Genomic DNA, 14,747 nt, shown 5'->3' on the forward strand with positions numbered 1-14,747 from the left:
CGCCTATGAATCGTATTCCCCAAGGTTTTATTGACGACTTACTCAATCGCCTCGACATTGTTGAGGTGATAGACCACCGCGTAAAGCTGAGAAAAACCGGTAAGAATTACAGCGCCTGCTGCCCCTTTCACGATGAAAAAACGCCATCGTTTTCGGTAAGCCCCGACAAACAGTTCTATTACTGCTTTGGCTGTGGCGCCTCGGGTAATGCCGTCGGCTTTTTAATGGAATACGAGCGCCAGGGCTTTGTCGACGCGGTAGAAAGCCTGGCCAAAACCGCCGGAGTAGAAGTTCCAAAGGAACAAACAAAAGAAAACCGGGAACAGCATTTTCGCCAGAAAAACCTCTTCGACACCCTCGAAAAAGCGAGTACTTACTACCAGCAACAACTCAAGGATAACCCCAAGCGCGACCAGGCCATACGCTATTTACAGAACCGCGGGCTAAGCGGCCACATAGCCAAACAATTTGGTATGGGTTACGCACCGCCGGGCTGGGATAACCTGCTAATTAAATACGGTCTAACCGAAGAAGATATTGCCCTCCTGGTAGACAGCGGCCTCGTGATTCGCCGCGACGACAACAACAAACTCTACGACCGCTTCCGCCACCGTATTGTGTTCCCCATTCGCGACACCCGTGGGCGCGCCATCGGGTTTGGCGGACGCGTGCTGGACGACAGCAAACCCAAATACCTCAACTCGCCCGAAACCGATGTGTTTCACAAAGGCCGCGAGCTTTACGGCCTATACGAAGCCCGTCAGGCCAATCGCAACTTAGAACAGCTGCTGGTAGTGGAAGGCTACATGGACGTGATTGCCCTGGCCCAATACGGTATTAGTAACGCTGTCGCCACACTCGGCACCGCCTGTGGCGAAGACCACCTACGATTAGCCTTTCGTTACGTGCAGGAAGTGGTGTTTTGTTTCGATGGTGATAACGCCGGTCGCAAAGCCGCCAAACGCGCGCTGCTGAATTCGCTGCCGGCCATGGAAGACGGCCGCCAGATCAAATTCCTCTTTTTAGCCGAAGGCCAAGACCCCGACTCCCTCGTGCGCCAGATTGGCGACGAACGTTTTCTACAGCAGGTACAGGCGGGCATCCCACTGGAAGACTTCCTCTTCGATGTAGCTGCCGAGGGCATAGATATTCACACTATGGATGGCCGCGCCAGGTTCAGTAAAATTGCCGCGCCGCTGCTAAACCAGATACCCAAAGGGGTGTACCGTGAGTTAATGTTCACCAACTTAGCAAAACGCACAGGCCTAAGTAGCTCTGCCATTATGGAACTAACGGCCGCCAAAGCCGAGCTAAGCGACCTGAAGGAAGAACCTGTAGTTGAACCTACACCTTCAGAAGCGCCACCCTCCGAATACCATTACGACCCCTCGGCTAACGCCGCACCACACGTGATGGATACCGCCGATGAGCAACCCACCCCTGACTACGAAGCCGAATACGGCAGCCTATTTCAGGGAGAAATAGCGCCTCCAACATCGGCTCCCGAGGCTCGTCGACGCTCTAGCGTTACGCTCAACCCCATTACAGCGGCCACACTGCTGCTGCTAGATAACCCTCAGGTGCTGCAAAAACTGTCCGCAGACAGCATTCTTGAACAACAAGACACCAAGGACCCTGCCCTACTGCGCCTATTCAACCTACTCGACTACCTGAAAAAGCGGCCAACAGCCAACTTCAGTACGCTGCTGGGCTTTTGGGGCGGCGCCTACGGTATCGACTCACAACAGGAGCTGGCAAAAATGCTGGCTACACACGAATTAACGAGCGACGTATCGCTCTCTAGCCACCAGCCGCATCGAGTACTGCGACATGCTTTCGACAAGATCCGCAAACAATTCCTGATCACCGAGCGAGACCGAGAATTGACCGAACTCAAAGCAAAGGGCTTATCCAATCTTAGTGATGACGAAAAAAACCGCTTCCGGGAGTTGATCAAACAATAACTAGCCCCGGCAAACTGAACTATGCTGGAAGAACCGAAGGGGATTAGCCCAAATCAAGAGTAATAAGACTCCCTGCTGTTGATTTTCTAGCTAGCAACCCCATATACCGCTATAATCGCGACCCTCCAAATTTCTAGTTATATACCGCAGGAACCTTAATGAGCGAACAGGCCCAAAAGCAGTCTCGTATCAAAGATTTGATTACCCGAGGCCGAGAGCAAGGCTACCTAACCTACGACGAAGTTAATGATCACCTGCCCGATGATATCTCCGACCCCGATCAGGTTGAAGACATCATCCAGATGATCAATGACATGGGTATCCGCGTATACGAAGTCGCACCAGACGCCGACGAGCTATTAATGACCGATGGCGAAGCCTCGCCAGACGACATTGCAGCAGCAGAGGCAGCGGCGGCACTGGCAGCGGTTGAAACCGAAGCCGGTCGTACAACCGACCCTGTGCGCATGTATATGCGTGAAATGGGTACCGTTGAGCTACTCACCCGCGAAGGCGAAATCGTCATTGCCAAACGCATAGAAGAAGGCCTGCGCGAACTGATGCACGCCCTCGCTTACTGGCCCAATTCTGTTCAGCGGTTGATGGACGAATACGATATGGTAGCCAAGGAAGAGCGCCGCTTAAGTGACGTTATCAGTGGCTGGCTAGACCCAGCAGACCAGGTAACCGCCGCCACACCCGTCGACCCCAACGCCGCCAAAGAAAAGAAAGACGACGACGATGAGGAAGAAGCGAATACCGGTATCGATCCAGAATACGCCAAAGAGCGTTTTGATGAGCTGCGAGCTCAACTGGAAAAAACCAACAAAACCATCGAAAAGCATGGCAGAGAGAGCAAACAGGGCGGCAAAGAGCTAGACGCCCTGGGCGAAGTTTTCAAATTCTTCAAGCTACCGCCACGCCAGTTCGACCCCATATACAACACCGTGCGCGATATGCTTATGCGCGTGCGCACCGAAGAGCGCGAAGTTATGCGCCTGTGCGTACGCCACGCTGGCATGCCACGCAAAACCTTCATTAAAGAGTTTCCCGGTAACGAAATCTTCGAAGAATGGATTACTGACGTCATTGGGAAAAAACGCGACTACTCCGAAAGCCTGCGCCCGGTTCAAAGCGATATTCAACGCTCCCAGCGCAAGCTGAAGCAAACGGAAGTAGAGTCCGGTCTCGACCTCGCTACCATTAAAGAAATTAACCGCCGCATGAGCATTGGCGAGGCCCGAGCCCGCCGCGCTAAAAAAGAAATGGTAGAAGCCAACCTCCGTTTGGTTATCTCTATTGCCAAAAAGTACACCAACCGCGGTTTACAGTTCCTCGACTTGATTCAGGAAGGCAACATCGGCCTGATGAAAGCGGTAGACAAGTTTGAATACCGTCGCGGTTACAAATTTTCTACCTACGCCACCTGGTGGATCCGTCAGGCCATTACCCGCTCCATTGCGGACCAGGCTCGCACCATTCGAATTCCGGTGCATATGATAGAAACCATCAACAAGCTCAATCGTATTTCCCGCCAAATGCTTCAGGAAATGGGCCGCGAACCCACCCCAGAAGAACTGGGCGAACGCATGGAAATGCCAGAAGAGAAAGTGCGTAAAGTACTGAAAATTGCCAAAGAGCCAATCTCCATGGAAACGCCCATTGGCGACGATGAAGATTCGCACCTAGGTGATTTTATTGAGGATATATCCATAACCTCTCCAGTAGAAGCCGCTACCGGCCAAGGCCTGCAAGAAGCCACCAAGTCTGTACTCGCTGGCCTTACCGCCAGAGAAGCCAAGGTGCTACGTATGCGCTTCGGTATTGAAATGAATACCGACCACACACTGGAAGAAGTGGGTAAGCAGTTCGATGTTACCCGTGAGCGTATTCGACAGATCGAAGCCAAAGCGCTGCGCAAATTGCGCCACCCCAGCCGTTCAGACCACCTACGTGGATTTTTGGACGAGTAGAAACAGCGGTTACATTTTTAGCTGTTAAAAAAGGCGTACTTCGGTACGCCTTTTTTAGTTCATCACCCCAACCCTATTGCGCCCAAAGCATTGGGTCCAGCCGATAATAATCGAGCATCTGTTCGTACAGCTCTGGGTGCTTTTGCTTCATGATTTGGGGCCGTTCGAAGAACACCTGGTAACAACCGCAAAAAACTCAATAGCAAAATAAAAAAGCCCGACCCATTGGAGCCAGGCATTACTTAAAGTAATTAAGCACTACCGAACAAACAATTCAATTTCGCCAGTAAACAACTCGCCAGCCGTTGTTTCGTAAACATACTCAAATAAAATTGAGTTAACACTCTCGTCCGTGGTGTCGGATAAATACTCACTGACATTTAGGGCATACTGTCTACCATCTGCCAGAGTGGTACCACGATAGCTCCCAATTGACCTCCGACCTGTTTCTATAACTTCCTCATAGGCGGTACTCACCATATAAGACAGCGATGGAGAAACATTACCCGCATCCACCAGCGTAAAACTTCGAAAATCGTTACTTAACACTCCGTTTGAAGTCACGACTTTTTTATTCAGGGTGAAGTTTTCCAAAGTCTCGATCGAAACAGGGAGAAATACATAGCAGGAACTGCTTGACTGAGAGCGAGTCGAAGCAATACCGGCAGTGGTCGTAGCGCGTATACGCTGGCCATTCGTCCAATAATTATTATTGTCGAGAACAACGCTATCAATATTGAAATTAGCTACCGAGCTCTTGTTGAAATTACTCTCGTCACCACTCAAATTAACATCCAACGCCGAATGAATATCCGTTATTGTATCGATCTCGATACGATACTCATAACCGGGAGCAAGTGATTGACTCGGTACGATTGACAGCAGTGTATTATTCAAGCTCAGTGAAGCCGTCGCGTCCTCCTCCACGTCCGTCGATGCAAGATAGGTTACCCCTGGAAGGACGAGATCATCCGTCGAATCGTTGCCTCTCACAATTTGCAGAACATCTTCACGATACAACTTTACCGAATCATCATTAAGCGCGATCCCACCTGAATAGAAAAAATCTACAGATAAAGGTCCCCGATCAGTTCTTATTGTATTTAAAACCAGCTCCAGCTCACTCGATGCGTTCTCTTCATTTAACTGCATAACTAGGTCAAGAGTCGCATCCTGTGCATAGGCGTAATAGCGAGAGTTGGTAAGGGATGAATTGCCACCGATATAAAAACGACCCGATTCACCAGTAGAACTTATTGAAACATATCGGCTGTCGAAATAACGAGCATCCTCAGAAAAATAAGCTGGTACCATGATATTCATGTCCCCAGCTATAGCTACACTAAAGGTATATTGCTCTGTTTCCGCGGAAAAAACGCCAACGACATCCGTACCTCCTACCAACTCGATGACCGGCTCCGCATCAGACACAAGCGCACCCTGCCCATCAAGGATGGTAAGATTTACAACAACATCCTGCACGCTCTCGCTCGGCCCGCTAATTTCCAATTCAATATTGTCGTAACGTTGCTGCATGGGTAAAACATACAAATAGTCGTTCCACTCCTCGTAGCCCGGCTGTTCATCGCCCACAACATAATCACTAATACCATCTCCATCAGAATCCAAATTTAGCAAGAGTGCTGAAACTAGACCCGCAGGAATATCGATACGATAAACACCGGCTTGCGCATCATAAACAGCCCTATGCGCATATGCTTCTTCGGTGGACCCTGCCCCTACATGGGAATAGGCAACCAGCTCCAACCCTGTCACAGGCTCAACCGTATCCACATTTTTGATACTGACAACTTGCTCAACCGGCGCAGCAACTTCAATTTCACCCAGGTCCTGGAAGCTTTCATTATTCAAAGTAAAACGCGTTCCTCCGTAGACCACACGATCCATAAAAGCACCCGACGCGCTGGAAATAAGCAGCTCGAAATCTGACGATGGAGCCATGCCTTCAATTCTGAATTCTCCGCCAGTAAACGATTGAGTATCCTGCCAGTCTGGCCCCAACTTTACACGTACCGTAAAGTTTTCTACACCGACACCGGTGTGATGATCCGTGACTCGTCCGTAAAGAACAATCTCCGAAATTTCACGCTCCTGCACGCTTCGTTCCGACAGCAAACGGTTTTGCTCCTGCATTTCCGCTACGATCTCTGCATTATCCTCCTGAACCTCTAAACAACCGCTCAGCCCAATAAAGAAAATCGCCAAAACCCCCAATTTAAGCCTTCCAATGTGTCCTGAATAATTCATGTTCAATACGTCCTTTCCTTTCTATTAAAGTGACATGCAATAAAACACGTGAAATCTTAGTGACGTAGCTCACAAAAGTAAATCATTGGTAGATGTAAACATGTGAAGAAATACTAGACAAAGCGATCAAATGGAGAGAAATGAAAAATTTACCTGACACAAGCCCAAACAATAGAAAAAGAGACAGGGGAGCCACCCAGTACATACTGTGTAACACGGGTTTAAAGCCGAAACTGCTTTAACAACAAACGAAGTTTCCGGCGAATAGGGCCTGCGCCAAACCAGTGGCAAGCCACTAGAGCACTGCAGTCGGGTTGCGGTGCAATGGAGGTCCGCTATCTCACCTCACTGAGGTATACCGTTAAGCGATCAAAAGCACACACAGTGCTATTTCACGGCCCAAAGCATTGGGTCCAGCCGATAATAATCGAGCATCTGTTCGTAAAGCTCTGGGTGCTTTTGCTTCATGATTTGGGGCCGCTCAAAGAACACCTCCGTAACCACGGCAAAAAACTCGGCCGGGTTAGTGGCGCCATAGCTATCGATTAACGTGCGGCGCCCTTCGGCCAAGTCGCGGTGTAAATCCTCAAACTCTTCACTAAACACCTTCGACCACACCGTATAGCTGTCTCGCGTGTACAGTAAAGGCGCGCCATCGGCACTACCGTCTTCTTGGTCTAGCTGGTGGGCAAACTCGTGCAGCACCACATTGCGGCCATCGGTATAGTCACTGTGCCCCTCCTCGACACTATCCCACGCCAAAATTACCCGACCACTACTCCAAGACTCGCCAAGAAGATGCGTCTTGCCACCCGATACCACCCCGTATTCATCTTGCCGCTCACGCTTGGCAATAAAGGTGGAGGGGTACACGTAAATCCAACGCAAACCGGCATACCGCGTACTGGGGCGGTTTAGAATCAACAGGCAGGCTTCGGCCGCAATAACCACACGAACTTCATCGGTCAGCGCAAGGCCTCCACAACCTTCAAAATGCTTGGTATGCAGAAAATGTAAGATCAACTTCTCCCACTCCAGCCTCAGTGGCATCGGTAATTTGCCGTAAACCACCAACCTGCGTTGCAGAATTTCGCTCCAATTAGCCGGAAACGGCCGATTCACCGCCCGATTAAATCGCCAACGACGAAAACCCCATACCAACAGCGCAACCAACAGCCCTGCCCCAATAAACGAAAACCACTGCTGAACCAATGTCACCAAGCGCCCCCACGGTCAAATTTTGTGTGTTTGACTACTCTATTTGGCTCTAAACTGAACAATTACAAGCGAGAACAAGAAACACGCTCAAATTATTACTGTAACCCTTGAGATTAGAACGCTTTTCTAAGAGAATACCGGCCCTTCATTGTGGGCCTTTAGCTCAGTTGGTTAGAGCATCCGACTCATAATCGGCAGGTCCCCAGTTCAAGTCTGGGAAGGCCCACCACATAAAATTGTTCTCTGAAATATACGTCGGATACTATCCGACTCGCTCTCCACCTCAGAGAATGGGCAGGCCCCCAGTTCAAGTCTGGGAAGGCCCACCACGTATATAAAAGGTCGCCATTTGGCGGCCTTTTTTATGCGCGGAGGGTTTTGCCAGACTTGTTCGCTCTGGCCAGTTCACAAAATTGCCGGGAGCAATTTTGGTCGCCAGAGCGAAGCGACGGCGGTCGAAGACCGAGCGCTAGGGACGGCGCGAGACAACTCAAGGAAGGTCCACCATCTCAAAGCCCCGAGCCATAAGGTTTTCGGGGCTTTTTATTTATCCAAACGATATTTGAAATTACAATTACACGTGAGTACACGGGTGTTACAGGCATATAGATCCGCCACGCTTGACCGTGCCGCTTTTTAGTCCTAAAATGAGATCTAAAAACCGGCATGGAGAATCTAATGCCCCAGAACACTTTAACTAAAGCCTTAATCAAAATCGCTGAGGCGTCCGACCACCTATCCCAAATGAACCTCAGTATTGATGTCTTGCTTGAGGCGGTTAAAGTCGGGCATGGCTCAAGATCCAACGCCAATGAATTGCATCCTCCTACGACCCCTGGCTTCAATGCTTGGTCAGATACCAATTACGGGTTAAGTCGGCGATTAATAGATGAGGGCTGGTCAAGAGATGTTGTAGATAATATACCGATACTCCGGCATCCAAACGGCGCTTTTCAAATCGTTGTATCTAGTGGAGATATGGCGACAGGGACAGCGCTTGAGAGCATGAGTCCATCAACACTTCAGAAGAAAGGGGTTAAATTTTCATCGCTTTTTGGCGGCAATACCCGTGATCTATTCGACAAGGAAGCTCCACTTGAAAGTCTAATGCAAAAGACTGCTGGTGAATGCCCCACATACGTTCTTCTTTACTATTATGATCAATCGAAGAAAGAAACTCGCTGTGAACTGTCTTTGCCCAGCCCCTCTGACAAAGATAAAATTGCAAATAAAGAAAAGCAGTACGTTTCCGAATGGGAGCAGCGGATTATTATCGGTACCGTTGGCGGAGAGCCAGATTTACCGACGGCTGACTTCACCGAAGATTCCGACTTTGATATAACGAGAAAGACGTCTTAAATAGAGATTTTATGGAACAGGTATTTAATCCTCAGAGATTAGAAGTTGCCAGACTAAGAAGACAGCTATCCAAAAAAGCTTTCGCAGAAATTTCGGGAATCGCAGATAGAACCCTCAGAAAATATGAAAAGGATGGCTTTGAAAATCTATCTATAGACGAACTTTCGAAATTTGCCAAAGCATTGGATTACCCGCTGGCATTCTTCTACGGAGATGATCTCGAACCTATTGATTTCGAGTCCGTCAGCTTTCGCTCGCTTTCATCCACCAAAGCAAGCCAGAAGCTTAGCGCCATTGCAGCAGGAACTCTCGCGTATGAATTCAACAAGTGGATGGAAAATAAATTTAGTCTTCCTAAGATAAATGTTCCTCAACTGGGTCTTCAGAATTCTCAAGATGCCGAGAAAGCCGCTACAGTGGTTAGAAGCGTTTGGGCGATTGGCAACAAAAGCATCTCTAATGTTATTCACCTTCTAGAGAAGAACGGAGTGCGCGTGTTTTCTCTGTCGGAGAACAATTTAAACGTTAACGCCTATTCTTTCTGGAAGGATGGGGTACCGTTTGTTTTTCTCAACAACAAGAAATCTGCTGAATGCCAACGTTTTGATGCTTGCCACGAACTTGGGCACCTTGTAATGCATTGCGATGGGACTCCTCGCGGCAGAGAGGCTGAAATGGAAGCTAATAGATTTGCTTCCGCTTTGCTGATGCCAGAGGACTCTATAAATCAGTATTCTTTTAGAAATACCAATTTACCAAATTTAATCCAGTTTAAGCACAACTGGAAGGTATCGCTCGCAGCATTGGTTAGGCGGCTTTTCGATTTAAATAAAATTTCTGATTGGCACTATCACGATTTCAGTAGGCAAATGGGGATGAGAGGGTATTTCAAAGTTGAACCTGACCCTATGTCAGAGCGAGAAAAATCTAAAATTTTAGAAATTGTATTAAACTCTCTTAGAGAGGAGAGAAAAACACTCAACCACCTCTCAAAGGAATTGCGCCTACCAGTAGATGAGCTTTGCCAATTATTATTTGGCCCATCGGTTCCAGATAGTAAACTTTTGAGGCAGTCTGATAAATTGCCGAGCTTGGCAGCTGTGTGAACCGAGCAACCATTTACATTAGTGAGTTTACGATCGTCGCCTATGCTGCCCGCTATCGCCGCACAGCACAAACAAAAACGCCTAGCGTGAGCTAGGCGTTTAGGGTTAGATCACGAGCTGGAAAAGTAGGGACAGCCCGCTCTAACTGGTCCCGATGGTTTAATGTGAGTCGGTTTCCTGTAGCACTGCCTCACCCTAGGGGGGGGGTAGGTTATCGAGTCGCCACAAGCTCCAGCTTCGACAAGTCTCCATAATCTGGAGCGGAACCTTTAACCACATTATCCTTCAAGATAGCTTGCATATTTGCCGCAAGCTCGCCCCACTGATCAACATGAACAAGTCGCGGAACCATCATCACTGGCCTGACTTTTTCTGTGCGGCGCTGCTCTTCTAATTTATCAACGCGATTAAGCAGATTGGCTGGTATTCGTTTGCGCATCTTCATGCTCCAACAATTGCGTGGCTAAGTCTGTTCGGCGACAATTAGGATGACCGGACAGGATAGTTGACGTCAGACACAAACTCTTGATTCCAATTCTCCACTCTCTTTGATACCATACGTCAATGACGTATGGTGGACAAAAGCCAAATGAACAATCTGATTTTAAGGGCTCGGACTGAGACAGGATTGTCCCAGACCGAATTTGCTCAAGCACTACAGATATCCCCTAGAACCCTCCAAGAATGGGAGCAAGGCCGACGCTCGCCTTCAGGTTCAGCGAAAGCACTTATCCGAATAGCCATTAAACATCCTGAAATCATCAAAGAAAGCTTCGAAAGTCTTCAGACGACAAAAGAAGCAATGAGCGAAATACTTGATGAGATGGCCAACTTATTACTAGCTCGCGATGAAATAGCATTTTCAGACCTAGTGCTAGACTGGCACAGAGCCGAATTCGAGTGCAATTTAATTTCAAAACCTAAGGATACAGACCCGAGAAAGCTGGCCCTTAAAGCCAGTATTGTAGAGCGACTCGTTGAAGTGCTTGGTATGCCGCCACACAACGCCAACCAGTCGACTCCAAGCTGGACGAATTCTATTCTCGGCGTTGACGAGACATTTAAGCTTCAGAGTGATCGCTTGCTTGAAGACGAAGACTACTGCAAAGCATTTGAGAAAAGAGGCTTTCTCGTTGCGAAAAATTTTATGTTTTTTATCTAACCATTAAAGGGATTTAATATGAAAAAATACTACGACATTGGCAACGGATCGCTTTCCCGTCTCGTTATCGAAAAGGCGCTTAAGCGTTTAGCTCAACTTTTGAGCGAACAAAACAAGCGAGTTGAACTTGTTGCAGCAGGTGGCGTTATTAGCGTTATGCTTTTTGGAAGCCGCCAAATGACACGTGACATCGATGTGATCATCCCCCAAAAAGATAAGGCTCTGATAGCCAACCTTGTTGAGACTGTGGCAAAAGAACAAGGCTTACCAAGTGGCCATCATGCATGGCTAAATGACGGGGTATCATTTTTTGGTTTAAAAACACGAAGCAACAAGAAGGTTTTTGACCACCCAAATCTTGTTGTCTTCACTGCCAGTTGGTATGAGCTTCTTGGAATGAAACTCAGCGGTGCCTGGAGGCGCGACGCCGATTTCAATGATGCTGTCCATATCGTTCGTCAGATAGGAAATAAAGACAAAGAAAAAGCACTCAAAGAGTCTATCCGCTACAAAAACTTTTCCCCTCACACCGACGACAATACATATAAAAAACGTTTTGACCGAACATGGGCCGATGCATTTGAGTAATTCCGAACATCGAGGCAACATTGATATCATAGATATTGAAGCGAGCGGTCTTCATTTTGACTCTTATCCAATCGAAATTGCTATCTTGGTGGGCGGGACGTATCACTCATGGCTAATCAAACCAGAAGAAAATTGGAGCAACTGGTGCGAAAAAGCCGAAGCTGTGCACGGAATCTCAAGATCACTTCTTTTTAAGGAAGGCCAGTCGGTTTCAGTTGTTGCTGAAGAGATCAGCGAGATACTAAACAATGCCTCCGGCGTCATTTATAGCGACGCTAACCGCTGGGATGAAGACTGGCTGTCCACATTATTTTATGCTTGCCGGAGAAAATCTCCTGCTAAGATTTCCTCAATATTCGACCTATTGTCGGATGAGCAGAAGGCTAAATTCCATATAATAAAGAACGATCTCAGCCTAAGTGGGAAATACAGAGCACATAGGGCCCTAGACGATGTAAGAATAATCGAGAAAGCATTAGCGCAGTCAGTCGTTTAAACATCGAAATAGCGAATCATGGGGTCAGGCCTTAAATCACACAACGAGAAAAGGCTAAATGTCACATGTAAGGCCTGACCCTAGTTATTCCTGTGACCCTAGTTATTCCTGACCCTAGTTATTCCTCCTCAAATTACCCCGCTTTTTACCCTGCGTTTAACTGGTCAACAAATGATCGGTCTTACCTTATGCCGTGATCAGTTCGTGTTTATTGTGGTAGGATTTTAAGCATTACTTAGACCCACACTGGTAAAACCCCCTTATGCCCGAACTCGATTCACTCAAAACCGACATCCAGCACATTCGCACTCAAGTGCGACACATTAAAATCCTTGTGATTATCACTTCTATGGTCGTGGTTGCCTCACTGGCTTGGAAGCTTCTGTAATGCGCCACACTTGCTCTATTTTCAAACTGTGCAAGCTATAATCACCTCCTTACTAATAATCGCTCTCTGGCCGTTTTCAGTGTCAGCCGCTGGCTGATCAGCTAATCGCTGCAAAGCTTGCTTATGTGTATCAAGGAGAGAAAAAGCAAAGCTGGTGCAATTAGATTAACTAACTTCGGCCACATACCATGCTTAAAGCTCCTCGCCGTATTAGTAATAATTAGTATGTAGCACTCGGTTTTCCCTAAAGGAAGGTTTCATGGCACGAACTGAAAGCGTAATAGCAAACAATCTACGGGAATTTTCAAACGATAAGGGAGGCATCAAAAAATGGTTTGACTACTGCTTAAATTATGCGCATACACATGGAGGTCGTAGAGTCACATTTGATAATGAATCCTTTAAGAGGTGTAATTTTGGCAAATTTCAGTTTTCTGGGATTAATTTTGAATTCTGTGATCTTTCGGAATGCAATTTCACAGAAGCTAAATTTCATAACTGTCGTTTTCCGCCCAAAGGAATTGATGGTGTTGTTTTTGCCGACGCGTCTTTTGATGCCTGTGAGTTTATCAATTGTAATTTCAAAGGCGCGCACCTCACAGGTGCCCAATTCAACACAGGGAATTGTGAAGGCGCAGTGTTTTCTGAGGCAAGTGATCTAAACGGGACCACATTCTCAAGAAATACGAAACTGTCGAATTCGGACTTTTCTGGTTTAGACCTGGGTGCCATGGTGATTGAGTCAGGATCATTAGAAAACGCAAACTTTGAGGGCGTGATTTTTGACGATGGCACTACCTTTAAAGATTGCAATCTGAATGGTGCAAAATTTATCAATTCAAAGCTAAATAATGCCAAGTTTTTGAATTGCCAAATCGATCATGTCGACTTTACACGTGCAACCTTGCCTTGCGCTAGGTTTGAGCTGGGAAACTCTCTAGGTGTATGTTTTAGCAAGGCAGACCTATCCGATGCTTGTTTTTCATCCAACTCGGATATTCAAATTGAAAAAGTAAGCTTTAATAATGCAATTTTGTCAGGCGCAGAGTTCTATTCGTTAAGGATGGAGCGGTGTTTGTTTTCTGGTTGTACTTTGGTGACTACAAATATCTATTGCTGTAAATTTCACAGTTGTGATTTTCATGCCTGCACTATTGACCGCTTAACTCTTTCCGGCTTGGAAGACCAGGGTGTTACTCGCTCTGACGAATTGGCTATGAAAATAAAGGATGACGCTGCAAGTCTAAGATTGCATTTTGGTGGTATTTGGTCGGCACTTCATGTATTAGCTCTTCTTTTTTTTGTTACCCCCTATTTGTGGTTTGTGATTACCCATTGGCCAGAGGCGTATTTTTTTACTGAAGCGCCTGAATATCATATTTCACTTTGGAAAGCGTTAAGCCTATATATATACAATGGTGGCGTTAATATAAAAACTGGAGAATATTCCTTCCACTGGTCGTTTCTTCTCTTTATTGGGCTGCTTTTATTTAATACATTTAGGTTTGGCCTGCTAGTAAAAACAAAGCAGTTAGAGCACGAGAAAATCGTTACTGGTCTACCGGCAAGATTTGATTTTTCTGATCCTGTCCCATGGCTGCCTTTTTCAACTTGGGGCTCCGCTTTTAGGTGGGGAAGATTATTTATATTTCTTAGCATACTGTTAGCAATGTTCAATTTTTGGCACTTCATGGGAAGGGTCATACCGCTAAATTCGCTGTGATGTAAATTCACAAAAAAGACAAACCTAAAGCAACGTTATATATGCTAGTGCAAATAATTTACTGTCTAGGGATATAGGGAAATACAAGTAGATCATAACTTAGAAGAACTGAATAAACATTTGGACAATATACGCTTGGCCTTGGCTAGCTATCTAGAAGCTAGCTCGCATGAAGAAGAGTGCGAAATGACAAAGAATGCAACAGTAAAATTATTTTTCAATGGAATTATTTTTGATGAGATCCATATCTATTTTGAACCTAAAGACTTTGCTTATATTAAGGGAAGGAAAGAATCTTCCCAGCTTATTCGAGGGCATCTAATTGAAGTCTGTACAAGCAATACTGAAGATCAAAACGGCTCACCAATATCCATAGAAGAATCACAAGTCAAAATCGGTATTAAAGTCGACTAGCACATCAATTCTTACTCAAATTTTTGGATCTCTTCCGTTGGTCTAAGTGTAACTGATGCCCTCTACTCGCCAGCCGAATCATGGGGTC

At 46.7% G+C, this 14,747-nt stretch carries 13 protein-coding genes and 1 tRNA gene; 10 read left to right on the forward strand and 4 right to left on the reverse strand.

Annotated features, from left to right (window positions below; translation table 11 throughout):
• Positions 1–5 precede the first annotated feature (5 nt).
• Positions 6–1,964, forward strand: a complete 1,959-nt coding sequence (gene dnaG / locus H5336_RS07020) for a DNA primase (protein ID WP_185232734.1) — start codon at positions 6–8, stop codon at positions 1,962–1,964.
• Positions 1,965–2,122: 158 nt separating this feature from the next.
• On the forward strand, positions 2,123–3,937 hold the full coding sequence (gene rpoD / locus H5336_RS07025) for an RNA polymerase sigma factor RpoD (RefSeq protein ID WP_185232736.1): 1,815 nt from the start codon (positions 2,123–2,125) through the stop codon (positions 3,935–3,937).
• A gap of 73 nt (positions 3,938–4,010) precedes the next feature.
• Here the strand turns inward: rpoD and H5336_RS23750 are convergent, their stop codons facing one another.
• The 3 genes from H5336_RS23750 to H5336_RS07040 all read right to left on the reverse strand — a co-directional run bounded on the left by H5336_RS23750 (position 4,011) and on the right by H5336_RS07040 (position 7,423).
• The gene (locus H5336_RS23750) at positions 4,011–4,112 is read right to left on the reverse strand and encodes a hypothetical protein (protein ID WP_376766526.1); all 102 of its coding nucleotides are present in this window, start codon (positions 4,110–4,112) and stop codon (positions 4,011–4,013) included.
• A gap of 83 nt (positions 4,113–4,195) precedes the next feature.
• Positions 4,196–6,205, reverse strand: coding sequence for a hypothetical protein (locus H5336_RS07035; protein ID WP_185232738.1), 2,010 nt, complete (start codon positions 6,203–6,205; stop codon positions 4,196–4,198).
• 387 nt (positions 6,206–6,592) lie between these two features.
• Complete coding sequence (locus H5336_RS07040) at positions 6,593–7,423, reverse strand: M90 family metallopeptidase (RefSeq protein WP_221627998.1); 831 nt, start codon at positions 7,421–7,423, stop codon at positions 6,593–6,595.
• Between the two features lie 152 nt (positions 7,424–7,575).
• Here H5336_RS07040 and H5336_RS07045 point away from each other — a divergent pair.
• From H5336_RS07045 to H5336_RS07055, 3 genes are all read left to right on the forward strand, one after another.
• Positions 7,576–7,652 (forward strand) — tRNA-Ile (locus H5336_RS07045).
• Between the two features lie 449 nt (positions 7,653–8,101).
• On the forward strand, positions 8,102–8,782 hold the full coding sequence (locus H5336_RS07050) for a hypothetical protein (protein ID WP_185232740.1): 681 nt from the start codon (positions 8,102–8,104) through the stop codon (positions 8,780–8,782).
• Between the two features lie 11 nt (positions 8,783–8,793).
• Positions 8,794–9,888, forward strand: coding sequence for a helix-turn-helix domain-containing protein (locus H5336_RS07055; RefSeq protein WP_185232742.1), 1,095 nt, complete (start codon positions 8,794–8,796; stop codon positions 9,886–9,888).
• A gap of 211 nt (positions 9,889–10,099) precedes the next feature.
• Here the strand turns inward: H5336_RS07055 and H5336_RS07060 are convergent, their stop codons facing one another.
• On the reverse strand, positions 10,100–10,327 hold the full coding sequence (locus H5336_RS07060; protein ID WP_185232744.1) for a hypothetical protein: 228 nt from the start codon (positions 10,325–10,327) through the stop codon (positions 10,100–10,102).
• Positions 10,328–10,477: 150 nt separating this feature from the next.
• On the opposite strand from H5336_RS07060, the gene H5336_RS23755 reads away from it, so the two are divergent.
• The 5 genes from H5336_RS23755 to H5336_RS07085 all read left to right on the forward strand — a co-directional run bounded on the left by H5336_RS23755 (position 10,478) and on the right by H5336_RS07085 (position 14,659).
• On the forward strand, positions 10,478–11,050 hold the full coding sequence (locus tag H5336_RS23755; protein WP_376766527.1) for a helix-turn-helix domain-containing protein: 573 nt from the start codon (positions 10,478–10,480) through the stop codon (positions 11,048–11,050).
• Between the two features lie 18 nt (positions 11,051–11,068).
• Positions 11,069–11,638, forward strand: a complete 570-nt coding sequence (locus H5336_RS07070; protein WP_185232748.1) for a DUF6036 family nucleotidyltransferase — start codon at positions 11,069–11,071, stop codon at positions 11,636–11,638.
• On the forward strand, positions 11,631–12,134 hold the full coding sequence (locus H5336_RS07075; RefSeq protein ID WP_185232750.1) for a 3'-5' exonuclease: 504 nt from the start codon (positions 11,631–11,633) through the stop codon (positions 12,132–12,134). The genes H5336_RS07070 and H5336_RS07075 overlap by 8 nt, the downstream gene beginning before the upstream one ends.
• A 647-nt stretch (positions 12,135–12,781) precedes the next feature.
• On the forward strand, positions 12,782–14,245 hold the full coding sequence (locus tag H5336_RS07080; RefSeq protein ID WP_185232752.1) for a pentapeptide repeat-containing protein: 1,464 nt from the start codon (positions 12,782–12,784) through the stop codon (positions 14,243–14,245).
• Positions 14,246–14,431: 186 nt separating this feature from the next.
• Positions 14,432–14,659: a hypothetical protein gene (locus H5336_RS07085; protein ID WP_185232754.1), complete on the forward strand. Its 228-nt coding sequence runs from the start codon at positions 14,432–14,434 to the stop codon at positions 14,657–14,659.
• The last annotated feature ends 88 nt before the right edge of the window (positions 14,660–14,747 follow it).

It is taken from the genome of Teredinibacter franksiae (assembly GCF_014218805.1).
GTDB lineage: Bacteria > Pseudomonadota > Gammaproteobacteria > Pseudomonadales > Cellvibrionaceae > Teredinibacter > Teredinibacter franksiae.